Annotated in this window: 17 protein-coding genes and 1 tRNA gene; 11 read left to right on the top strand and 7 right to left on the bottom strand. The window is 38.8% G+C overall.

The window, feature by feature from the left end:
• Positions 1-121: 121 nt before the first annotated feature.
• The 7 genes from mukE to ftnA (CKV74_RS08055) all read left to right on the top strand — a co-directional run bounded on the left by mukE (position 122) and on the right by ftnA (CKV74_RS08055) (position 10,467).
• Entirely contained in the window at positions 122-874 is a 753-nt protein-coding gene (mukE, locus tag CKV74_RS08085) for a chromosome partition protein MukE (RefSeq protein ID WP_007243649.1), read from the top strand.
• Positions 874-5,391 carry a chromosome partition protein MukB gene (gene mukB / locus CKV74_RS08080; RefSeq protein ID WP_007243640.1) on the top strand — a complete coding sequence of 1,506 codons (4,518 nt, stop codon included), beginning with the start codon at positions 874-876 and terminating at the stop codon, positions 5,389-5,391. The genes mukE and mukB overlap by 1 nt, the downstream gene beginning before the upstream one ends.
• A 77-nt stretch (positions 5,392-5,468) precedes the next feature.
• The gene (locus CKV74_RS08075; protein ID WP_095176985.1) at positions 5,469-6,377 is read left to right on the top strand and encodes a DUF5655 domain-containing protein; all 909 of its coding nucleotides are present in this window, start codon (positions 5,469-5,471) and stop codon (positions 6,375-6,377) included.
• 4 nt (positions 6,378-6,381) lie between these two features.
• A complete protein-coding gene (locus CKV74_RS08070; protein ID WP_007243099.1) occupies positions 6,382-7,254 on the top strand; it encodes a DMT family transporter in 873 nt (290 codons plus the stop codon).
• A gap of 2 nt (positions 7,255-7,256) precedes the next feature.
• Entirely contained in the window at positions 7,257-8,678 is a 1,422-nt protein-coding gene (gene sbcB / locus CKV74_RS08065) for an exodeoxyribonuclease I (RefSeq protein WP_095176984.1), read from the top strand.
• Between the two features lie 783 nt (positions 8,679-9,461).
• On the top strand, positions 9,462-9,956 hold the full coding sequence (gene ftnA / locus CKV74_RS08060) for a non-heme ferritin (RefSeq protein ID WP_007243089.1): 495 nt from the start codon (positions 9,462-9,464) through the stop codon (positions 9,954-9,956).
• Between the two features lie 16 nt (positions 9,957-9,972).
• Entirely contained in the window at positions 9,973-10,467 is a 495-nt protein-coding gene (ftnA, locus tag CKV74_RS08055; protein ID WP_007243098.1) for a non-heme ferritin, read from the top strand.
• Positions 10,468-10,579: 112 nt separating this feature from the next.
• Here ftnA (CKV74_RS08055) and CKV74_RS08050 read toward each other — a convergent pair whose 3' ends face one another.
• Positions 10,580-10,762, bottom strand: coding sequence for an excalibur calcium-binding domain-containing protein (locus tag CKV74_RS08050; RefSeq protein ID WP_231897310.1), 183 nt, complete (start codon positions 10,760-10,762; stop codon positions 10,580-10,582).
• A gap of 163 nt (positions 10,763-10,925) precedes the next feature.
• A tRNA-Leu gene (locus CKV74_RS08045) sits at positions 10,926-11,011 on the bottom strand.
• A gap of 296 nt (positions 11,012-11,307) precedes the next feature.
• Between CKV74_RS08045 and CKV74_RS08040 the strand changes: the two genes are divergently transcribed.
• From CKV74_RS08040 to CKV74_RS08025, 3 genes are all read left to right on the top strand, one after another.
• On the top strand, positions 11,308-12,087 hold the full coding sequence (locus CKV74_RS08040) for a fumarate/nitrate reduction transcriptional regulator Fnr (protein ID WP_095176982.1): 780 nt from the start codon (positions 11,308-11,310) through the stop codon (positions 12,085-12,087).
• Between the two features lie 115 nt (positions 12,088-12,202).
• Positions 12,203-13,126 carry a universal stress protein UspE gene (gene uspE / locus CKV74_RS08035; protein ID WP_007243087.1) on the top strand — a complete coding sequence of 308 codons (924 nt, stop codon included), beginning with the start codon at positions 12,203-12,205 and terminating at the stop codon, positions 13,124-13,126.
• A gap of 288 nt (positions 13,127-13,414) precedes the next feature.
• Positions 13,415-14,251, top strand: coding sequence for a DUF4198 domain-containing protein (locus CKV74_RS08025; RefSeq protein WP_095176981.1), 837 nt, complete (start codon positions 13,415-13,417; stop codon positions 14,249-14,251).
• Positions 14,252-14,287: 36 nt separating this feature from the next.
• On the opposite strand, the gene CKV74_RS08020 is transcribed toward CKV74_RS08025, so the two are convergent.
• Entirely contained in the window at positions 14,288-15,121 is an 834-nt protein-coding gene (locus tag CKV74_RS08020) for a glycosyltransferase family 25 protein (protein WP_007243095.1), read from the bottom strand.
• Positions 15,122-15,172: 51 nt separating this feature from the next.
• Positions 15,173-17,779 carry a type I DNA topoisomerase gene (gene topA, locus CKV74_RS08015; protein WP_095177151.1) on the bottom strand — a complete coding sequence of 869 codons (2,607 nt, stop codon included), beginning with the start codon at positions 17,777-17,779 and terminating at the stop codon, positions 15,173-15,175.
• Positions 17,780-17,875: 96 nt separating this feature from the next.
• On the opposite strand from topA, the gene CKV74_RS08010 reads away from it, so the two are divergent.
• Positions 17,876-18,772 carry a LysR family transcriptional regulator gene (locus tag CKV74_RS08010; RefSeq protein ID WP_007243093.1) on the top strand — a complete coding sequence of 299 codons (897 nt, stop codon included), beginning with the start codon at positions 17,876-17,878 and terminating at the stop codon, positions 18,770-18,772.
• Between the two features lie 56 nt (positions 18,773-18,828).
• Here the strand turns inward: CKV74_RS08010 and CKV74_RS08005 are convergent, their stop codons facing one another.
• The 3 genes from CKV74_RS08005 to pepN form a co-directional block, all read right to left on the bottom strand.
• A complete protein-coding gene (locus CKV74_RS08005) occupies positions 18,829-19,680 on the bottom strand; it encodes a PHP domain-containing protein (protein ID WP_007243104.1) in 852 nt (283 codons plus the stop codon).
• Positions 19,680-20,699: a quinone-dependent dihydroorotate dehydrogenase gene (pyrD, locus tag CKV74_RS08000; protein WP_095176980.1), complete on the bottom strand. Its 1,020-nt coding sequence runs from the start codon at positions 20,697-20,699 to the stop codon at positions 19,680-19,682. Before pyrD ends, CKV74_RS08005 begins: the two co-directional genes overlap by 1 nt.
• Before the next feature lie 96 nt (positions 20,700-20,795).
• Positions 20,796-23,405, bottom strand: a complete 2,610-nt coding sequence (pepN, locus tag CKV74_RS07995) for an aminopeptidase N (protein WP_007243103.1) — start codon at positions 23,403-23,405, stop codon at positions 20,796-20,798.
• Positions 23,406-23,528: the final 123 nt, after the last annotated feature.

The raw sequence follows: 23,528 nt of genomic DNA, 5'->3' as shown, positions 1-23,528 counted from the left end.
TGTCACGTTTAAAATGCACTTTTAATCCAATGCTAATAAAATCAATTGGTTAGGTGAGTTTTTAGACAAATTTACAAAAATCGATAGGGCGTTTTAGCGTCACATTTAAAAGAGAATAACCATGACAGATATGCAAGATGTAATTTCCCCGAAATTGGCAAATGCCATTGCGAATCCTATTTTCCCGACAGTGGACAGTTTATTACGTTCAGGTCGCCATATCAGTACCGATCAATTAGACAATCATGCTTTTTTGATGGATTTCCAAAATGAGTTAGATGGCTTTTACCGCCGTTACAACGTGGAATTAATTCGTGCACCGGAAGGCTTTTTCTATTTACGTCCGAAAGCGACAACTTTAATTGCCCGTTCAGTGCTTTCTGAATTAGAAATGTTGGTTGGGAAAGTGCTTTGTTATTTGTATCTAAGTCCGGAACGTTTGGCGCAGCAAGGTATTTTCAGCACACAAGAAGTTTATGATGAATTACTGAATTTAGCGGACGAAGGTAAATTATTGAAAGCCGTCAATCAGCGCTCTAGTGGCTCGGATTTGGATAAACAAAAATTAGCTGAAAAAGTGCGTGCTGCGATTGGTCGTTTACGCCGTTTAGGTATGATTCATACCGTAGGTGAACAGCATAGCGGTAAATTTACGATTTCAGAATCAGTTTTCCGTTTCGGTGCTGAAGTGCGTTCCGGTGATGATCCGTTAGAAGCGCAAGCTCGCTTAATTCGTGATGGGGAAGCGGCAACACCGCAATCTCTCGAATTAGAAAAACAAGCAAAAGCGGCAAGCAATGCTGATGACCTTGATGATGAAGAAAGTGCGGTCGAAATTGATGAAGAATTTGATGATGCAGGAGAACAAGAATAATGTCTGATGTATTAGAACTTGAAAATGAAATCTATCAAGACGAACCTGAGCAATCAACCGAACAGGTTGAAGAAGAGTTTATTGCTCCTGTATTAAACCAACACAATGGGGTAGAACGCGGTAAATTCCGTTCACTCACCTTAATTAACTGGAATGGTTTCTTTGCCCGTACCTTTGATTTGGATGAATTGGTGACTACACTTTCCGGTGGTAACGGTGCCGGTAAATCAACAACCATGGCGGGTTTTGTGACAGCGTTGATTCCAGACTTAACCTTATTGCATTTCCGTAATACCACAGAAGCCGGCTCGACAGGCGGTTCGCGTGATAAAGGGTTACACGGTAAATTGCGTCCGGGCGTTTGTTACGCAGTATTAGATACCATCAATTCCCGTCACCAACGAATTCTCGTGGGTGTGCGTCTGCAACAAATTGCAGGTCGTGATAAGAAAGTGGATTTAAAAACGTTCTCGATTCAAGGGGTAGAATTATCCTTAAATCCGACTACACTTTTCACCGAAACAGTCGGTGAACGTCAAGCGCGTGTACTCAATTTAAATGAATTAAAAGACAAAATTGAAAATCTTGGTGCGCAATTCAAGCAATATCATTCCATCACCGATTATCACGGTATGATGTTTGATTTAGGTATTATTCCAAAACGCTTACGTAGCGCCTCAGATCGTAGTAAATTCTATAAATTAATCGAAGCTTCTTTATACGGTGGTATTTCCAGCGCCATTACCCGTTCTTTACGTGATTACTTATTGCCAGAAAACCTTGGTGTGCGCAAAGCCTTCCAAGATATGGAAAGTGCGTTACGCGAAAACCGCATGACCCTTGAAGCAATTAAAGTCACCCAATCTGACCGTGATTTATTCAAACATTTAATCACCGAAACCACTAATTATGTGGCATCAGATTATATGCGTAATGCCAATGAACGTCGTGGCAATATCGAAGCGGCTTTAGGTTTCCGTCGTGATTGGTATAAAGCAAAAGCTGAGCAAGAGTTATCGCAACATAGACTAATTGATTTAAGCCGTGAAGCAGCTGAGTTAGCAGAAAATGAACGTACTTTAGAAGTCGATCACCAAAGTGCGGCGGATCATCTGAACTTGGTATTAAATGCGTTACGTCATCAAGAAAAAGTATCGCGTTATCAAGAAGATGTGGCTGAACTTACAGAAAAATTAGAAGAACAAAAAATGGTTGTGGAAACCGCAACCGAACAGCTTGAAGAAAGCCAAGCACAATTTGAGCAAACGGAACTTGAAATTGACCAAGTACGTGCGCAACTTGCGGACTATCAACAAGCATTAGATGCGCAACAAACCCGTGCATTGCAATATCAACAAGCGATTGCCGCACTTGAAAAAGCGAAAACCTTATGTGGTTTAGCGGATTTAAGCGTGAAAAATGCGGAGGATTATCAAGCGGAATTTGCTGCCCATGCAGAAAGTCTTACCGAGCAAGTGCTTGAGTTAGAGCATAAAATGTCTATTTCTGAAGCTGCTAAATCACAATTTGATAAAGCCTATCAGTTAGTGTGCAAAATTGCTGGAGATATGCCACGTTCAAGTGCTTGGGAAAGTGCTAAAGAATTATTGCGTGAATATCCAACACAAAAAATTCAGGCACAACAAACCCCACAATTACGCGCAAAATTACATGAGTTAGAGCAGCGTTATGCTCAACAACAAAGTGCGGTTAAATTATTGGCTGATTTTAATCAACGTGCTGATTTATCTTTAGAAACCGCTGATGAACTTGAAGCATACCACGCTGAACAAGAAGAACTCATTGAAAGTTTGAATGAAGAACTTGCAGAGCAAGTGGAAAACCGTTCAACTTTGCGTCAAAAGCGTGAAAATCTAACAGCACTTTACGAAGAAAATGCCCGTAAAGCACCGGCTTGGTTAACTGCTCAAGCAGCTTTAGAACGTTTACAAGAGCAAAGTGGTGAAACTTTCGAGCATAGCCAAGATGTAATGCATTTTATGCAATCACAATTGGTGAAAGAACGTGAACTGACTATTCAACGTGACAATTTAGAAAAACAACGTCAACAATTAGATGAGCAAATTTCTCGTTTAAGCCAACCAGATGGTTCTGAAGATGCTCGCTTAAATGTGCTTGCAGAACGTTTTGGTGGTGTGTTGCTTTCCGAATTGTATGATGATGTACCAATTGAAGATGCACCTTATTTCTCTGCACTTTATGGTCCTGCGCGTCATGCTATTGTTGTACGTGATCTCAACACTGTACGCGAACAATTAGCTAATTTAGAAGACTGTCCGGACGATTTATATTTAATCGAAGGTGATCCAAATGCCTTTGATGATAGCGTACTTTCAGCCCAAGAGCTTGAAATGGGCGTTGTGGTGCAAGTGTCTGATCGTGAATTGCGTTATTCAAAATTCCCGCAAATTCCATTATTCGGCCGTGCTGCTCGTGAAAAACATTTAGAAGAATTACAAGCTAAACGTGATGAAATTGCGGAAGAATACGCACAAATCGCCTTTGATGTACAAAAATGTCAACGTTTACACGAACACTTTAGTCAATTTGTTGGCTTACATTTAGCTCTAGCGTTCCAACCAAACCCAGAAGAGGTGATTGCGGAAATCAATCAAGAACGCAATGAAATTGAGCGTGAACTTAATCAATTCTCCAGCACTGAACAACAAATTCGCATTAAATTGGATAATGCCAAAGAAAAAATGCAATTGTTGAATAAGTTAATGCCACAGCTTAACTTACTTTCTGATGAAGAATTACTTGATCGCATTGAAGAGTGCCGCGAACAATTAGACATCGCAGAGCAAGATGAAAGCTTTATTCGTCAACATGGCGTTGCGTTGTCACAATTAGAGCCGATTGCCAATACTTTACAAAGTGATCCAGAAAACTATGAACGCTTAAAAGCTGATTTAACCCAAGCGGTTGAACGTCAAAAACAAGTACAACAACGTGTATTTGCTTTAGCGGATGTGGTGCAACGTAAAAATCACTTCAGTTATGAAGATGCGGGGCAGGCGGAAACATCAGAGCTTAATGAGCAACTTCGTCAACGTTTGGAACAATTGCAGTCACAACGTGATGCTCAACGTGAACAGTTACGTCAAAAACAAAGCCAATTCGCACAATACAACCAAGTATTTATTCAATTGCAAAGTTCTTACGACAGTAAAAATCAATTGTTAAAAGAATTAATTGCCGAGATTGGTGAGTTGGGTGTACGTGCTGATGAAGGGGCAGAGGAACGTGCAAGAAATCGCCGTGATGAGTTGTATCAACAACTTTCAACCAGCCGTCAACGTCGTTCTTATGTCGAAAAACAATTAACACTTATTGAAAGTGAAGCGGAGAACTTAAATAAACGCATTCGCAAAGCGGAACGTGATTATAAAACGCAACGTGAATTAGTTGTGGCAGCGAAAGTCAGCTGGTGCGTGGTTCTGCGTTTATCTCGTAATTCCGATGTGGAAAAACGACTCAATCGTCGTGAGTTAGCCTATTTATCTGCTGATGAACTACGTTCAATGTCGGATAAAGCATTAGGTGCACTACGTACTGCAGTGGCTGATAATGAATATCTACGCGATGCATTGCGTATTTCTGAAGATAGCCGCAAACCGGAAAATAAAGTCCGCTTCTTCATCGCTGTATATCAACATCTTCGTGAACGTATTCGTCAGGATATTATTAAAACTGATGATCCGATTGATGCAATTGAGCAAATGGAGATTGAGCTTAATCGCTTAACAGAAGAATTGACTGGCCGTGAGAAAAAATTGGCGATCAGTTCTGAAAGTGTGGCGAATATTATGCGTAAAACCATTCAACGTGAACAAAACCGTATCCGCATGTTGAACCAAGGTCTACAAAATATTGCCTTCGGTCAGGTGAAATCGGTACGTTTAGTGGTCAATATTCGCGACACACATGCGATGTTGCTTGATGCGCTGTCAGGTAAACAGGAAGAATATCAAGATTTATTCAGTGATAACCGTATTACCTTCTCTGAAGCCATTGCGAAACTTTATCAACGCATTAACCCGCATATTGATATGGGTCAACGCACAGCACAAACTATCGGTGAGGAATTATTAGATTACCGTAATTACCTCGAACTAGAGGTTGAAGTTTTCCGTGGGGCTGATGGTTGGTTACGTGCTGAAAGTGGCGCATTATCGACCGGTGAAGCGATCGGTACAGGTATGTCTATCTTATTAATGGTTGTACAAAGTTGGGAAGAGGAAAGCCGCCGTATTCGCGGCAAAGACATCGTACCGTGCCGCTTACTATTCTTAGATGAGGCAGCGCGTTTGGATGGTAAATCCATTTCCACCTTGTTCGAACTTTGTGAACGTTTGGATATGCAATTACTTATCGCAGCGCCAGAGAATATCAGCCCTGAAAAAGGGACAACCTATAAACTGGTGCGTAAAATCGCCGGCAACCAAGAACACGTTCATGTGGTTGGTTTGCGTGGCTTTGGCACAACAGAGTAGTTGTACTATTATGTAAAGAAAGTGCGGTTAAAGATTTAAATTCTTTTAACCGCATTTTAATATTTAAGGAATAAATGATGAAAATTTTTACATCTCAAAAAGGGATTCTTACTCAGCTTAAACAAGGAAAGTTTAAGTTAGAAAAAAATATACAAAATTTATTTGAGCATAACTTATCTCTGTTGACAGGATATATTTTCATTCGATCTGAATTTTCTATTAAAAACTCACGTATAGATACCTTAGCATTTGATCCTGAAGCTAAAGCGTTTGTGATCATTGAATATAAAAGACAGCAAAACTCTAGTGTGGTAGATCAGGGGATTTCTTATCTTAATTTAATGCTTGAATATAAAGCTGATTTTCTCATTGAGTATAATGAAAATCAAAGTAAGCCATTAAAAAGAAGTGATATAGATTGGTCTCAATCTAAAGTGGTTTTTGTTTCTCCATCATTTAATGATTTCCAAATCCAAGCAACAAATTTTAAAGATTTACCAATTGAATTATGGGAAGTAAATTGCTTTGATAATGAAATTATAACTGTAAATCTTATCAATAAATCTAAATCAGCGCCCAATATTAAGACAGTCACAACTGAAGAAACAAAAGAACTTTCTACACTAAAAGAAATTAAAGTTTACCAAGAAGATGATCATTTGAATGATAAACCTGATTTTATACAAGAATTATATGAAACCTACAAACAGGCAATTTTAAATTTAGAGCCTAATATTGAGGTTGTACCTAGAAAACGCTATATCGCTTTTAAAAAAGATAGAAATATTGTGGATATCGGAATTCAGAAAAAGGCTTTAAAACTATGGATTAATCTTCCTTATAGTGAATTAGATGATCCGAAGAAACTAGCTAAGAATGTAGAAGATACAGGACATTGGGGAAATGGTGATTATGAAATTTCTACTGATAGTACTCAATATCTTGAATATATAATGAGTTTAATTAAACAAGCAATTAAGGATTAAAATTATGCATAACCTTATTTTTGCAATTCTATGTAGTGTTGCCGTATCGGTGTTACTCAAAGTTGCGCGCAAGAAAAATATCATTATTGAACAAGCAATTGCGTTTAACTATATTGTCGCCATTTCATTAAGCTATTTCTTACTCAAACCTGATTTCAAAGGATTAGAATTTACCGAATATTTAGCACAAAGTGATAGCACACCTATTTTCCTGGCGTTAGGTATTTTATTACCAACCGTATTTATCATTATGTCTAAAGCGGTTGAATTTGCTGGCATCGTGCGTTCTGATGCTGCACAACGCTTATCGTTATTTCTACCGATTGTTGCCTCTTTTATTATTTTCCATGAAACATTAAGTCAGCCTAAAATTGTTGGCATTATTTTGGCATTCATCGGTTTATTCTGTATTTTGAATAAATCAAATGAACAAAGTGCGGTCACTTTTAAAGGTATTTTAGGCTTAATCGGTGTTTGGTTTGGTTATGGCACCATTGATATCTTATTCAAACAAGTGGCCAAAAGCGGAGGAGCATTCCCAACCACATTATTCATTGCTTTCTCATTAGCCGCTTGTGTCATGTTCTTGTATTTATTCCTAAAACGCACTCAATGGACTGTGCCAAGCTTTATTGGTGGAATCATTTTAGGTGTGTTGAATTTCTTTAACATCCTTTTTTATATTAAAGCGCACCAAAGTTTCGGGCAAAACCCAACCTTAGTTTTTGCGGGAATGAATATTGGTGTTATTTGTTTAGGCACCATCACCGGCGCATTTTTCTTCAAAGAAAAAATCAGCAAAATCAACTGGTTTGGTGTTCTTATTAGCCTTTCAGCAATTTTCTGTTTATATTATTTAGATAAAATTTTGGCTTAATTATGGCAACAGATTTTAGTTTTTTTATCTACGATTACGAAAGTTTTGGTATCAATCCAGCAAGTGATCGTCCAGCTCAATTTGCTGGTATTCGTACCGATGCAGATTTCAATATTATTGGTGAGCCTATTATGTTGTATTGTAAGCAAACCAATGATTATTTACCCGCTCCAGAAGCCGTAATGGTTACAGGAATCACGCCACAAGAATGTAATGAAAAGGGGATTTCTGAACCTGAATTTGCCGCAAAAATTTTAGCTGAGTTTTCACAACCTAATACTTGTGTGATGGGTTATAACAATATTCGTTATGACGATGAAATGACTCGTTATACCTTTTATCGTAATTTCATTGATCCCTATGAATATAGCTGGAAAAATGGCAATTCTCGGTGGGATTTACTCGATGTAGTACGGGCCTGTTATGCGTTACGCCCAGAAGGAATTAATTGGGCCTATGACGATGATGGAATGCCAAGTTTCCGCTTAGAAAAACTCACTAAAGCTAATGGCATTGAGCATGAAAATGCCCATGATGCAATGGCGGATGTGTATGCAACCATCGCCATGGCTAAATTAATCAAAGAAAAGCAGCCTAAATTATTTCAATTCTTCTTAGAACACAGAGGCAAAAGGGAAGTTGAGAAACTGATTGATACCGCTGAAATGACGCCATTAGTGCATGTTTCAGGCATGCTAGGCAATTATCGTGGTAACTGTGCCTGGGTTGCACCATTAGCATGGCATCCAACCAATCAGAATGCTGTAATTGTCTGCGATTTATCAGGTGATATTGATAACTTGCTCTGCAAAAGTGCGGTTGATTTACGACAAGATTTATATACCAAGAAAAGTAAGCTAGAAGAAAGGGGAGTTTCATCAGTTCCATTAAAGTTGGTTCATATTAATAAATGTCCCATTTTAGCTCCTGCAAAAACTTTACTGCCGGAAAATGCAGCTCGTTTAGGCATTGACCGGCAATATTGCTTAGATAATTTAGCAAAATTGCGTCAATCCTTAGATGTTCGCGAGAAAGTCATTGAAATTTTCGCAGAGGAGCGCGAATTTGGATCGAGTGATAATGTAGAAACTGAGCTTTATAACGGTTTCTTTAGCAATGCGGATAAAAACAATATGGCTATTTTACGGGATTTACCGGCCGAGAAATTAGCTGAACATGGTTTAGCATTTGAAGATAAACGGATTCCTGAATTGTTGTTCCATTATCGTGCAAGACATTTCTACAAAACCTTAAATCGTGCTGAGCAAATCAAATGGCAAAAATATCGTCAACGTAAATTAGAGCAAAGTGCGATTAATTTTGAAGAAAGTTTACAACGGTTAGCTGAGGAACATTCGGATAATCCAACTAAACTGAATTTATTGCAACAGGTTTATGAATACGGTGCAAAACTGTTATCTTAATCTTATACATATCGTGACATAGTCACACAAATGCCAATCATCAAAAACGTAAATCTTAATTCCTGAGATTTACGTTTTTCTTTTTCAAATCTGATGATATTCACCTCATAAAATAACGCAGAATTCACGTAGCGTTGTCATTATCAATAAATAAGCATCTTTATATTTTCCTTACATTTCATATTTATAGTGCATAAATACTAATTTTATCTTGTTACAAGGCTTGTTGGTATTAGCTTTTATCTTGCTTAAGTAGTATTTGTGACCTGTGCATAACTCTGTGATTTTATTAATACGTAGTCCTTACTAACCCTGTAATTAAATTCATATAATGTATATTATGTTAAATTGCAAATATAAATGCGTAACAAATTGTTTGTGACCGGATTACCCTTCAAATGTTCATTAAATGATATGTCTATTCTCTAAAATGAGTTTTTATTAATTGATGATATATGTGCAGAGATTTTGAGATTAATGTTTTATCAAGACTAATCGGAGCGTCGACTTTATGATTGGTATATGTATTTATTTGCTGGATTTGATACCTTAGTTTTTAAGTATCGATTTTATTCTCGATTCCCTATGGGTTACTCATTTTAGGTATAGCTCCTTATCAAATGAGAATTGTTGCTATTGGAATTTTCTTTATTATTAATATTTTATAATATTTTTTATATAAAAAATGTTGAAAATTCTCATTTATGGGATTAGAATAGGTGCCACAAGTTTAGTTATCTTGTACAATTTACTTTTATCTACTATCTAGGAAAGGAGTTAGTTATGCTGAGTCAAGCAATTACCGACAAATTAAATGAGCAGATCAATCTTGAGTTCTACTCTTCTAATGTATATTTACAAATGAGTTCTTGGTGTTCCAAACACGGTTATGAAGGTGCTGCTGCATTCTTATTGCGTCATGCAGATGAAGAAATGCAACATATGCAGAAATTATTTACTTATGTTAGTGAAACTAGCGGTATGCCACTTTTAGGTAAAATTGATGCACCAAAACATGATTACAAATCTCTTAAAGAAGTATTTGAAACAACAATGGCCCACGAAAAGTTGGTAACATCTAAAATCAATGAATTAGTTGAAGCCACTTTTGCTGAGAAAGACTATTCTACTTTTAACTTCCTACAATGGTATGTTGCTGAACAACATGAAGAAGAAAAACTCTTCAATAGCATCATCGATAAATTTACTATTTTAGGTGAAAGTGGTACTTCCCTATACTTTATCGATCGTGACCTTGCCACATTGGACGTAGAATAATTTTAGGAGCAATAAAATGTTATCAAACAACGTAATCAAACTATTAAATGATCAAATGAACCTTGAGTTCTATTCTTCAAACCTTTACTTGCAAATGAGTGCATGGTGCGAACAAAATGGTTTTGAAGGTGCTGCTAAATTCTTATCTGCTCATGCAGCAGAAGAAATGCAACACATGCGTAAATTATTTACTTATTTAAATGAAACCGGAGCTTTAGCGGTTATTTCTGCTATCGATGCTCCTCCTCATGATTACAAATCATTAAAAGAAATCGTAGAAATTACTTATAAACATGAAAAATTGATTACAAGCAAAATCAATGAATTGGTGGGCAAAACTTTTGAAGAGAAAGACTACTCTGCCTTTAATTTCTTACAATGGTATGTTGCAGAACAGCATGAGGAAGAGAAATTATTCAGTAGTATTTTAGATAAATTAAATCTTCTTGGTGAAGACGGTAAAGGTTTATTCCTTGTCGACAAAGATTTAGGTAATTTAGCTAACGCATAATTTTAAAAATAGAAAAGCCTGCATAAAGCAGGCTTTTTTATTGTTAATTTGTCTATAAATATCCCCTTGTTTGGTAAGGTTTTTCAAAAAAACATTACAAAACTCATTGATTTTATTGATGGAGTTTAAAAGTTATCTTTTTTTTTCCACTACCACAAATACTTTCGCAAGGAATGCCATCCTTATCTCGATCAAGTTTATCCATACCACACTGCTCTAAATGAAAACGCGCATCGGCACAATTGTCCATATCTTTGCAAGTCCGTTTACCGTCATCACAAGCACTTTCAGTCATCCCTACTACTGGAATTAAGCCGCATAAAATAAGAAAAACAAATATTTTTTTCATTTTGGAAATATCAATTTATAAATTGTATTAGTAGTTTATGACTCTGTATCTGTATTTTAGAGCAATAAAAAAACCGCTATTAAAGCGGCTTAGTTCTGAATCTGTTGATTGGTGCCTAGGGTCGGACTCGAACCGACACGGTTATTCACCGGCGGATTTTGAATCCGCTGCGTCTACCAATTTCGCCACCCAGGCAATCAATGGGCGCCATTATACGGAGATATTTTGAGCTGACAAGTAATTATTTTTGATGAATGAATCGTTTGCTTTAATTTTCATCAACTTAGCTTTTTTAACTAAGAAAATAGCGCCAAACAAAAGCACAAACCAAGATGCAAAGCATGATTAAAATTTGGATTAAACGTTTTTTGGTTAATTTTTCTGCAGCCATCTGACTTCTCTCTTAAGTATCTTCATTAGCCAATGAATTAGTGGTAGAATTCTTGCGTTAGATCAATATTATACAATTATTTTTTACCTTTGAGGATGAAATGAAAACTCTAGTTGCGGAAACCAAGGCCGGGCGCCGAATTCAATCAGGTGGCTGTGCCATTCACTGTCAGGATTGCAGTATTAGCCAACTCTGTATACCTTTCACATTAAACGAACACGAACTGGATCAACTTGATAATATTATCGAACGTAAAAAACCTATTCAAAAGGCCCAGGTGTTATTTAAGGCCGGTGATCAGCTTAATTCAATTTACGCTATTCGTTCCGGAACAATTAAAAGTTATACCATTAGTGAATCGGGTGAAGAGCAAATTACTTCATTTCATCTACCGGGTGATCTCGTGGGATTTGATGCGATTAATAATATGCAACATCCGAGTTTTGCCCAAGCATTAGAAACCGCAATGGTTTGTGAAATTCCTTTCGATATTTTAGATGATTTATCTGGAAAAATGCCTAAATTGCGGCAACAAATTATGCGTTTAATGAGTAATGAAATCCGCAGTGATCAAGAAATGATTCTTCTTCTTTCCAAAATGAATGCCGAAGAACGCCTTGCCGCCTTTGTTCACAATCTCTCCAGACGCTATTCAGCTCGCGGTTTTTCTGCCCGCGAATTTCGTTTAACCATGACTCGTAGCGATATCGGTAACTATTTAGGCTTAACCGTTGAAACTATCAGCCGTTTATTGGGACGTTTTCAAAAAATTGGTGTACTTTCCGTGCAAGGAAAATACATTACAATCAATGATATGAATCAACTCATTGAACTTACAGGTATAAATAAAGTTAAACTAAATTTATCGGAAAAAGCGTGATTTTCACGCTTTTTTTATAACCAGTTTGCCTTAGATCAGCTTTTTATTGGTGCGTCACTTGTGCTTGAACACTATCTTCACTATCCTATGCGCACTCAAATTTTATGGAGGTTATATGAAATTTAATAATATCCTAGTCGTACTGAATCCTGATAATGAAAAACAATATGCATTGGCTCGTGCAGTACGTTTGGCCCGTGAACAGAAGCATGATGATAAGATCAAAATCACAGTATTATTAACTGTTTATGATTTATCCTATGAAATGTCTGCGTTACTTTCTTCTGAAGAGCGTCAAGAAATGCATAACACGGCTATTGAGCAACAACGCCAGGCAGTTCAGTTTTATTTGGATAAATATGCCGAGCCGGATATTGAATTTGACTCCCATATTGTTTGGAATAGTAATGAAGCTGATGCAATTCGTGAAGAAGTCGAAAATAACCAATACGATTTAGTTGTAAAATATACAAAAGACGAAGAAAGTTTTACTTCTCTAATTTTCACTCCGGTGGATTGGCAATTACTGCGTAAATGTCCGGTGCCTGTACTTATGGTGCGTGATGGCGATTGGAAACATCAACGTCGAATCTTAATTGCAGTCAATGTTTCCGGAGAGCAGGAATATCAAAATGAATTCAATTTGGAATTAGTTGAAACTGGTATGAGCCTGGCAGAAAATCTCAATCGTGGTAACGTGCATTTGGTTTCAGCCTACCCTGTCGCGCCAATCAATATGGCCATCGATTTACCGGAATTTAATACATCTGGTTATGAGAATGGTATCCGTGGTCAGCATTTAATTAATATGAAAGCGCTACGTCAGCAATTTTGTATTGATGAAGATCATACGCATGTGCGTGAAGGCTTCCCTGAGGATGTTATTCCACAGGTGGCTAAAGAAATCGAAGCCGAATTGGTTATTCTTGGTACCGTTGGTCGGACGGGTTTATCCGCCGCACTATTGGGCAATACCGCAGAACATGTGATTAACAAATTAAGCTGTAATTTATTGGCGATTAAGCCGTCTAAAAAGTAATACTCTCACGAGGAGCGAACATTTCGCTCCTTTTTATTTGTCCTTTTACCTGCAAACTTTGTTTTTTAAACACTTCTAATAAAATCAATGAGTTACAATGATTTTTATAGAAAACTATGAAAATTGATAGGGCGTTTTTATCCTCGCCTCGCTGCACCATAATTCTGATATTTGTTATATAACTGTGATCACCCTCACAAATTTTAATATTTACCTTAAAATTCATTGAAATGAAATTGATTTTCATTATACTTGCGCGCCTATTTTGACTTAATTTAAGGAAAAAAGATGAAAAAAACGTTGATTGCAGCCTTATTAGGCGTTTCTGTTATGGCTCAAGCCCATGAGGTTTGGGTTGCTACTCCGGCACAACTTGCTTCAAATAGTATTTTAAAAGCTGATTTAGCCTATGGTGACTACCCTTACGTTGAAAAAATTCCTGAAAAACGCCTTGCCATTTTTCCACCAATGGAAATCATCAATCAGGATGGTGAAATGCAAACGCTGGTACAAAAAGGTGAAAACTACCAATATCAGTCGGAAAAACCGTTAAAAGATGGCTCCTATTGGGTAACAGCCACTTATAAACCAACTTTCTGGTCACAAAACAATGAAGGTTGGAAAATGGAGAATTTACAAGGCACTCCAAATGCATTCTATTGCGAACAAACCCAAATGTTCGGTAAAGCCTTTAGTGTTGTTGGTAAAAAACCATTGAATGCCGATATGGCAATGACCCGTATCGGTTTACCGCTTGAAATTGTGCCGCTTAAGGATCCAAAAAGTATCAAAGCCGGAGAAGCTTTTCCGGTTCAAATTTTCTATAAAGACCAACCTCTTGCCGGTGAAACGGTTATTGCGACTTCCGATACATTTGTAGTGAAAGATATGGAGGCTGCAACCTCTCATCGTGAACCACAGGCATTTTCCGGTAAAACAGATGGCGAAGGTAAAGTTAATTTTATTCCGTTAATTGAGGGTGTTTGGAAGCTCAAAGTGATTCATAAAGAACCATTTGAAGATCAAAAAGTTTGCCAACAGTCTGCGAATTACGCGACTTTAATTCTTCCTGTCGGTAAAGCTCGAGCAAAACTCCCGCCCAAACCGGAACATCATCACCATTAAGTAAAAAGGTGCAATCAAATTGATTGCACCTTTCTTTTACCGGAAATCAACTATTTGTTTGCCTTGCATAGCTTTTTCTAGTTGTTTTTGTTGCCATTTTTTCTTATTCAAGGCCCGTAGAATATTATCCTTTATGCGCATCAACCGCTGGTTAAGCGTTTTTCGCGGCTTCGTTGATTGTTTCGTTTTGCGTTCCTTTTCTAAACCACTAGTCAAACAGCTATGTTCTTGATGATATTGCAATTCCTGAACACAAGGAGCAGGATTCAATTGATAGACATGATAATTTTCATCATTTAAATAACGATTAAAAATAAGATGATCAATGGGCTCAATTTCCGTTTCACTAAGACGTCCTAATAAGCCAATAAGATAACTGGCTGCTGCGCGTGAAATAATATACCCGGCAGTACCAAAATGAACCGATTCCAACTTTGTAAAACGTCGACCTTGAAAATCAGCTATCGCTGTTTCGGATAATTTTACTGGCATTAAAAATGTTTCCAAACGGATAATAACTGCCTGTTCAGGGGAAAAACGTTCCGTTAGCCAGTCATTGTTATTCAATAATGCGATGGAATTTTCTGCTAGTAAAATATCATCTTCAAAAATGGCTAGGTAATCATATGGCTCATTGAGACATTTTTGCCAAAGCATAAAATGACTCATTAAACAGCCTTTTTCGCCCATAGTTAAATGACTACATTGTGCAACATTAGGTAAATATTGATTCAATAAATCAGTAAGCTGCGTTGAAGGTGTTAATGCGTCAAAAAAACTAAATGGTATTTGTTGTGTACCAAATTGGTTCAAAATGTGTTTGCGACGTTCACTTGCGCCGGCAATACTAATTACAAAATTGTTCATCATAGATTTTCTTATTTATTAAAAAAGTGCGAGATTAATCGCACTTCTATTTGGTTATTTCTTTCGTTCTACCCATTTACCATCAAGATAATCCACAATCCATTTAGTCGCTTTGCCATTCTTTTCAGAAGTTACATATTGATGTTTTTCTTTACGGCTGAAACGGATAATGGCTTCATTACCCTCTGGGTCTTTTTGTGGAGCATCAGCTAAATAACGTAATTTTTCCGGTAAACGATCACGATAAAGTGCTAATTCAGCAACTTTTGCTGGGCGTGTTTCACGCGATTTAGGGAAGTTATGTGCAGACATAAACACACCACTTGCGCCATCACGTAATACAAAATATGCATCAGACTTTTCACATTTTAGTTCAGGGAAATGAACCGGTTCTTCTTTTGGTGGTGCAACTTCACCATTTTTCAAAATCTTGCGGGTGTTATCACAACTGGTACAGCCCATATATTTTCCAAAACGACCTAGTTTCAAGTGCATATCTGCACCGCACTTATCACATTCTACAATCGGACCATCATAGCCTTTAATTTTGAATTGGCCTTGTTCCACCAAATAACCATCGCAGTTCGGATTATTACCGCAAATATGCAATTTACGATGAGGATCAATGATGTAGCTATCCATCGCCGTACCACATTTCGGACAACGTTTACGATCCATCAAAGCTTTGGTCTCAGAGGCATCGTCTAACACATTTAATAATTCTGCTTCTGGAATGAGATTAATCGTCGTTTTACAACGCTCTTTTGGTGGTAATGCATAACCAGAACAACCAAGGAAGACACCGGTACTTGCGGTACGAATAGCCATTTTTCGGCCACAAGTTGGGCAATCAATATCGGTGAGTACGAGGCTATTTGGTTTCATTCCACCTTCTAGCTCATCTAATTCTGCAGTAGAAAGTTGCGTAGAGAAATCTTTGAAGAATTGATTTAATTCGGTTTTCCAATTCTTTTCACCGGATGCAATTTGGTCCAATACGTTTTCCATATTGGCGGTGAAATCGTAGCTCATCAAATCTGTAAAAGATTGATTTAAGCGATCGGTAACAATTTCGCCCATTTTCTCTGCATAGAAACGACGATTTTCAGTGCGCACATAACCGCGTTCTTGAATGGTAGAAATAATTGCAGCATAAGTGGAAGGGCGACCAATACCGCGTTTTTCTAATTCTTTAACCAATGCAGCTTCGGTAAAACGAGCTGGCGGTTTGGTGAAGTGTTGGCTTGGCGAAACCATTTTTAGTGCTAATGTTTCATTTAAACTGACAGCCGGTAAAATCTGGTCTTCCGGATTTTTACCTAATTGTGGCAACACTTTTGTCCAACCATCAAAGCGTAAAATACGGCCTTTGGCTTTCAATTCATAATCGCCAGCCATTACGGTAACCGTAGTACTGTCATATTGTGCGGCTGGCATTTGACAAGCCACAAATTGACGCCAGATTAAATCATATAAACGCACCGCATCTTTATCCATGCCACTTAAATGATCTGCAAGCAGTTTGACATCAGAAGGACGAATTGCTTCGTGTGCTTCTTGTGCATTTTCTTTACTGGAATAGAAATTCGGTTTAGCGGGCAAATACTCTTTGCCAAAATGGCTTTCAATATAACTGCGCGCCATATTTAATGCATCTTGGCTTAAATTAGTGGAGTCGGTACGCATATAAGTGATATAACCGGCTTCATATAAACGTTGTGCCAACATCATGGTTTTCTTCACCCCAAAGCCTAAACGCGTGCTTGCAGTTTGTTGTAAGGTTGAAGTGATAAATGGTGCTCTTGGTTTAGAACCTGTTGGTTTTGTTTCTAGATCCGTGACAACGTAATGTGATTGGGTTAAGAAATCGACCGCACTTTGAGCTTCTTTTTCATTTTTCGGCTCAAATTTCTTGCCTTTATACTGCACCACATCCAAGCGCAGGTCTTCTTTCTTGCTAGTTTGGGTTAGCGCTTCAATTTCCCAAAACTCTTCCGGTTGGAATGCTTTAATTTCACGTTCACGCTCTACCACCAATTTCACGGCAACGGATTGCACGCGTCCGGCAGATAAACCACGGGCTACCTTTTTCCATAATAATGGGGATACCATAAAGCCTACCACGCGGTCTAAGAAACGACGGGTTTGCTGAGCATTAACCTGGTCCATATTAATGTGCGCAGGATGCTGGAAGGCTTTTTCAATCGCTTTCTTCGTAATCTCATTAAATACAACGCGGCTAAAGCGGCTATCATCGCCACCAATAACTTCGCGTAAATGCCAAGCGATGGCTTCTCCTTCTCTATCCAAGTCGGTTGCGAGATAAACATGGTCGGATTTTTTAGCAAGGGATTTTAATTCGGCAACCACTTTTTCTTTGCCGGGTAAAATTTGGTAATTGGCTTTCCAATCGTGATAAGGATCGATTCCCATGCGTTTAACTAAGGCCGCGCGGTCTTTTTCTGCTTTTATTTTTGTTTTTTCTTCAGTGCTTAAGCCTTTTGTTGAAACTGGTTTAGCTTTTTCGCCGGTGCTAGTGCCTGCTGCTGGCAAATCACAAATATGCCCAACGCTGGATTTCACCACATATTGGCTTCCTAAATATTTATTAATCGTTTTTGCTTTCGCCGGTGACTCCACGATCACCAAAGATTTACTCATTTGATTACCTAAATCCACAAAACTTCTGTAAAATTGGCCGCTATACTGCAAACTTACGTTGTCAAAATCAAGCATTTTTTTCTGAAAGGGTCATAAATGGACAAACTCAATGCAATTTCAATTTTCTGCAAAGTTATTGAAACACAAAGCTTTACCCAAGCGGCACAACAGCAACACATTTCAGTCGCGATGGCCAGTAAGTTGGTTTCTCAATTAGAGGAACATCTTAAGACCCGTCTGTTACAACGTACCACGCGTAAAATCATGCCAACGGAAGCCGGTATCATGTATTACCAACGTTGCCAGTCGATATTATTGGATTTAGAGGAAGCGGATTCTAGTATTAGTAACCTCTCCACCAGTTTACATGGGAGCCTGTTGATTTCTGTACCACGTGATTTTGGCCTACTTTATATTTCGCCTAATCTGCCTAAATTTATTGAGGCCCACCCGAATCTGCAAGTAGAAATCGAATTTAATGATAAACGAATTGATTTAGTTGCTGAGGGTTTTGATTTGGCATTACGCATTGGTTATATGCAGGATAGTTCACTAGTGGCACGTAAAATTAGTAGTTCACCAATGCATTTTACGGCAGCACCGAATTATCTAGAAACCCACGGTACCCCGCTCTCGCCGGAAGATTTGGAATACCATCAAGGCCTACTTTATAAAGCTGCAATGAATCAGGTTTATTGGCAAGGTGCCCGAGCCAGTCAAGTACAGCGCTTTAAGATCCAATCAAAGGTAATATCCAATAACGGATTATCCTTATTAGAAATGGCTAAAGCTGGATTAGGGGTTGCCAATTTGCCGGGATTTTTTGTGAAAGATGCATTAGCTTCGGGGGAATTGGTGGAAATTTTGTCTGAATATAAACAAAAAGCTATCGACATCCATGTGGTTTACCCAAACCGTCGCCATCTTCCGGCTAAAGTAAGGGCTTTTATTGACTTCTTGGCGAACTTAGGACTTTGCACGGAGGCGGATTAAACGCTCCCTTTAAAAATAAAGTTTTTCCAAAAATTAATCATAAGTCATTGATTTTATTAGGTTTGATTTAAAAATCTATTTTTATCCCAAATTTTCCAAATAGGTGTTACATCATCAGGTAATTGCAGACCCTTTCCTAACTCAACCCAACCACAAGGAAAATGGAAATCTGAACCGACAGAACCAGCCACCCCATGCTCCCTTGCCCAGCGGGCAAGATTTTTGCGTTGTTCGCCGGTTTGTCCACAACCCGCCACTTCCATACCTTCACCACCCCAATTTTTAAAATCTGCTAATAATTTACGGATCCAACGTACACTCATGTTATAACGTAATGGATGAGCAACTACGGCCACACCGCCTGCAGCATGTAATATCTCAATAGTGCTTGGAATATCCGCCCAATGCGCTTTCACAAAACAGGATTTACCAGCGCCTAGATAGCGCTTGAACGCTTGGGTTTCATTGCTGACTTTACCGATTTGTAATAGATAGCGGGCGTAATGGGCGCGAGTTACCTCGCCATTGGCTAGTGCAGCTGCACCGGCATAGGCATCAGGAATCCCGGCTTTAGCTAACTTTTCGCCAATTTCAAAAGCTCTTTGTTGGCGTAATTGTTTTTGCTGGTTTAAGAAGTCGATTAACGCAGGATGTTGGGGATCAAAATTTAATCCCACAATATGAATTCCTTTTCCCTCCCATTCAGTGGAAACTTCCACGCCATGGATTAATTGCATACCACATTGTGTCGCAGCGCTTGCCGCTTCAGATATGCCGGCAATGGTATCGTGATCACATAAGGCCAACACTTGCACTCCTTGTGCATGGGCGCGCAAAACAACTTCCGTTGGACTTAATACGCCATCGGATGCCGTACTATGGCAATGTAAATCGTAGATTTTATTCATTATCGAATCGCTTTAATTAAGGCGCGGATCAAGGCCGGACCATGGTAAATTAGGCCGGAATAAATTTGCAGTAATTCTGCTCCTGCTTGTATTTTTTCTTGCGCGTTGGTGATGCCATCAATACCACCGCTACCGATAATGGGAATTCGTCCGTTCAATTCTTGATGTAAGCGTCGAATAATTGCTGTACTTTTATGTTGTAACGGCTTTCCACTCAATCCACCAACTTGTTCGGCATTGGCCAATCCTGTGACGTTGTCGCGTGAAATGGTCGTATTGGTAGCAATTACCCCATCCAGTTGATGGCGTAGTAAGGTATCAGCAATTTGTACCAACTCTTGTTCGGACAAATCCGGTGCAATTTTCACTGCAATCGGCACATATTTTTGATATTGCTCGGCCAATTGTCGCTGAGTTACTTTAATACTTTGTAGCAAATCATCGAAATAATCACCATATTGCAATTGACGTAAATCCGGCGTGTTTGGTGAAGAAATATTAACGGTGATGTAACCGGCATAATTGTAGGCCTTATTTAAGCAAATCAAATAATCGTCTTTGCCATGCTCTAAGGGAGTTAATTTATTTTTACCGATATTGATGCCCAACACGCCGTCATAACGACAGCGTTTTACGTTTTCGATAAGGTGATCGATACCGTAGTTATTAAAACCATTTCGATTAATAATCCCTTCAACTTCCGGCAGACGAAATTGTCGAGGTTTGGCATTGCCCTCTTGGGCAAGCGGCGTAACCGTTCCAACTTCAATAAACCCAAATCCCATCGCGCCAAAACCATCAATAGCCTCACCATTTTTGTCGGCACCGGCCGCTAATCCAATAGGGTTTTTAAATTCGATGCCCATAACGGTTTTAGGCTGCCCGTTCGGAGCATTAAGCAATGCTTTGAATAATGGATAAAACGGCTTTTGGCCAGCCCAATGCAAAGCTTGGATCGCTAAATCATGGGCTGTTTCAGGCTCAAGGGAAAAAATGGCGCGTCGAATTAAGGAATACATACTCGTTTATCTCTCAGGATAGTTTACTGTAAATGGAAAAGTGCGGTTAGTTTTACCGCACTTTGACTGAAAAGTTGCGTTGTTTATAACAACCGATTATTGCAGCGCTTTCTCAATCTTTTCAAATAAGTCTTTGGAAAGCTCTTCAATCAGGCTTAAACGTTCTAAGGCGCGTTTCATTAGCGTTTGTCGTTGGGCATCAAAACGGGCAAAACGTAATAATGGCTCCACCAAACGGGCGGCAACTTGCGGATTGCTCTCGTTTAAACGAATCAATATATCAGTTAAAAAGCGATAACCGGAGCCATTGATATTATGGAACGCCTTAAGATTTTGGTTGGCAAAACTGCCGACCAGAGAACGTAAACGATTCGGATTGTTGAAGTTAAAGCTTGGATGATCCATGAGTTGTTGCACAATTTCCAACACATTTTCATCGGGACGGGTTGCCTGTAAAGCAAACCATTTATCCATCACCAAACCGTCGTGCTGCCATTTTTGTTCAAAATCAGCCAGCAAGGTATCACGGCAAGGTAGCGCCGCTCTACAGGCAATGGACAATGCAGCTAAAGTATCGGTCATGTTATTGGCGTTATTGTAATGCTTATGCACAAAATTATTGCCCAAGGCCGTATAACCAATGTAATTCAGACAAAGATTTTTCAATGCACGTAATGCGATATCCTGCCCTTCAATACGGTAATTTTCCAAACGAATATGGTTATACAATAGTACCAACGTGTCCTTCAGATGTTCGGCGATAGTGCGTAACATAAATTCACGCGCAGCAAAGATACCGTCCGGATCGATGGTTTTAAAGTTTTCAGCAAACTCTAACTCTCGTGGCAAGGTTAAAATCAAGGTAGTGAGTTCGATGTCCCGTTCATAATTTTGTAAAACGACGGCTAATGCATTGAGTACTTCTGGTGACATCTCTAAAGATTCACCTTGCTGATAATGGCTGACGTTACGACGTAACTCATTCAACAATAACATTTGTGCCGCATCCCAACGGCAAAATGAATTGTCGGCATGTTGCAACAGAGTAATTAATTGTGCGTTAGTATAGTCGTAATCCAATTTTACCGGGGCTGAAAAATCACATAATAATGCAGGTACCGGGCGACCATAGATGCCGTGAAATTCAAAAATTTGGTCTTTTTCAGTTACGTTTAATACTTCGTGAATCGGATTACCGTCATTTTGTAGCATTTGACGGGTACCTTTTTGATCATATAGCGCAATTTTTAGCGGAATATGTAAATTCACTTTTTCCATTTGATCAGCGGTTGGCGGGGTTGATTGAGAAACCGTTAAGCGATAGGTATGGGTTTTCTCATCATAAGCATCGCTAATTAATAATTCCGGTGTTCCCGACTGACTATACCAACGACGGAATTGATTGAGATCTAATTCATTAGCGCGTTCCATTGCGGAAACAAAATCTTCACAGGTAGCGGCCTTACCGTCATTTTCCGCGATATACAGGCGCATTCCCTTTTGAAAACCTTGTTCACCCAATAATGTATGCAACATGCGAATAACTTCAGCGCCTTTCTCATACACAGTGACGGTGTAGAAATTGTTCATTTCAATCACTTTTTCCGGACGAATTGGATGAGCCATCGGGCCGGCATCTTCAGCAAATTGCACACTGCGTAACAGTTTTACATCTTGAATACGTTTTACCGCGCGGGAACCGGTATCGGAAGAAAACTCTTGATCGCGGAATACCGTCAAACCTTCTTTTAAACTCAATTGAAACCAATCACGGCAAGTTACACGATTCCCTGTCCAGTTATGGAAATACTCATGGGCAATCACACTTTCAATAGCTAAATAATCATCATCGGTTGCAGTTTGCGGATTGGCCAAAACATACTTGGAGTTAAAAATATTCAGGCCTTTATTTTCCATTGCTCCCATATTGAAGAAATCGACGGCCACAATCATATAAATGTCCAAATCGTATTCCAGTCCGAAACGTTCTTCATCCCAACGCATGGCTTTTTTCAAGCTTTCCATTGCCCAAGAGGCACGGTTTAGATTGCCACGGTCAACATACAGTTCTAATGCCACTTCGCGACCGCTACGGGTAATAAATGTATCCGTTAATAAATCAAAATCACCAGCCACTAAAGCAAATAAATAACTCGGTTTTGGGAAAGGATCATGCCATTCTACCCAGTGACGGCCATCTTCTAATTCACCACCATCAATACGATTACCGTTGGAAAGCAAATAAGGATATTTTGCTTTATCTGCGGTAATTTTAGTGGTGTAACGAGCCAATACATCCGGGCGATCTAACATATAGGTGATTTGTCGGAAGCCTTCCGCTTCGCATTGGGTACAAATCCCCTCACCGGATTGATAAAGTCCTTGCAAAGAGGTGTTGTCAGCAGGTTTTAAAATAGTCACGATGGTTAATTGAAATGTCGCCGCATCAATACCGCGTAGATCCAACGTCAAACTTTCACCATCTTGGACATATGCAGTAAATGGCGCATCATTCAATAAAATGGAAGAAAACTGAAAGCTATGGCCATCCAAACGTAGGCTATTTGCTGCCTCATTTAAACGTTGAAAATGCGTTTTGGCGGTGACCACCGTCCGTTGAGCATCCAATTGAAAATCAAGAAAAATATCCGTTACGGTAAAATCCGGTTGTCTATAATCTTTTCTGTATTTTGCTTTGGCTAACATAACCTGCCCTATTTCTGACACAAAAATTATATCTAGGATATGATTTTACGACTGCTTTTTCAATCGAATTTTATGTTATCGAGCGCCTGCCAAACCTGGCCGCAACCGTTTGCCTGAAGCTTC

The organism is Haemophilus pittmaniae (assembly GCF_900186995.1).
Taxonomy (GTDB): Bacteria; Pseudomonadota; Gammaproteobacteria; order Enterobacterales; family Pasteurellaceae; genus Haemophilus_D; species Haemophilus_D pittmaniae.
The sequence above is the reverse complement of the archived record's forward strand: the minus strand, read 5'-3'. Positions and strand labels throughout refer to the sequence as shown.

Excerpts from the sequence above, each read along its gene's own strand:
- mukE (WP_007243649.1), top strand. The coding sequence starts at position 122 with ATGACAGATATGCAAGATGTAATTTCCCCGAAATTGGCAAATGCCATT.
- mukB (WP_007243640.1), top strand. The coding sequence starts at position 874 with ATGTCTGATGTATTAGAACTTGAAAATGAAATCTATCAAGACGAACCT.
- CKV74_RS08075 (WP_095176985.1), top strand. The coding sequence starts at position 5,469 with ATGAAAATTTTTACATCTCAAAAAGGGATTCTTACTCAGCTTAAACAA.
- CKV74_RS08070 (WP_007243099.1), top strand. The coding sequence starts at position 6,382 with ATGCATAACCTTATTTTTGCAATTCTATGTAGTGTTGCCGTATCGGTG.
- sbcB (WP_095176984.1), top strand. The coding sequence starts at position 7,257 with ATGGCAACAGATTTTAGTTTTTTTATCTACGATTACGAAAGTTTTGGT.
- ftnA (WP_007243089.1), top strand. The coding sequence starts at position 9,462 with ATGCTGAGTCAAGCAATTACCGACAAATTAAATGAGCAGATCAATCTT.
- ftnA (WP_007243098.1), top strand. The coding sequence starts at position 9,973 with ATGTTATCAAACAACGTAATCAAACTATTAAATGATCAAATGAACCTT.
- CKV74_RS08050 (WP_231897310.1), bottom strand. The coding sequence starts at position 10,762 with ATGACTGAAAGTGCTTGTGATGACGGTAAACGGACTTGCAAAGATATG.
- CKV74_RS08040 (WP_095176982.1), top strand. The coding sequence starts at position 11,308 with ATGAAAACTCTAGTTGCGGAAACCAAGGCCGGGCGCCGAATTCAATCA.
- uspE (WP_007243087.1), top strand. The coding sequence starts at position 12,203 with ATGAAATTTAATAATATCCTAGTCGTACTGAATCCTGATAATGAAAAA.
- CKV74_RS08025 (WP_095176981.1), top strand. The coding sequence starts at position 13,415 with ATGAAAAAAACGTTGATTGCAGCCTTATTAGGCGTTTCTGTTATGGCT.
- CKV74_RS08020 (WP_007243095.1), bottom strand. The coding sequence starts at position 15,121 with ATGATGAACAATTTTGTAATTAGTATTGCCGGCGCAAGTGAACGTCGC.
- topA (WP_095177151.1), bottom strand. The coding sequence starts at position 17,779 with ATGAGTAAATCTTTGGTGATCGTGGAGTCACCGGCGAAAGCAAAAACG.
- CKV74_RS08010 (WP_007243093.1), top strand. The coding sequence starts at position 17,876 with ATGGACAAACTCAATGCAATTTCAATTTTCTGCAAAGTTATTGAAACA.
- CKV74_RS08005 (WP_007243104.1), bottom strand. The coding sequence starts at position 19,680 with ATGAATAAAATCTACGATTTACATTGCCATAGTACGGCATCCGATGGC.
- pyrD (WP_095176980.1), bottom strand. The coding sequence starts at position 20,699 with ATGTATTCCTTAATTCGACGCGCCATTTTTTCCCTTGAGCCTGAAACA.
- pepN (WP_007243103.1), bottom strand. The coding sequence starts at position 23,405 with ATGTTAGCCAAAGCAAAATACAGAAAAGATTATAGACAACCGGATTTT.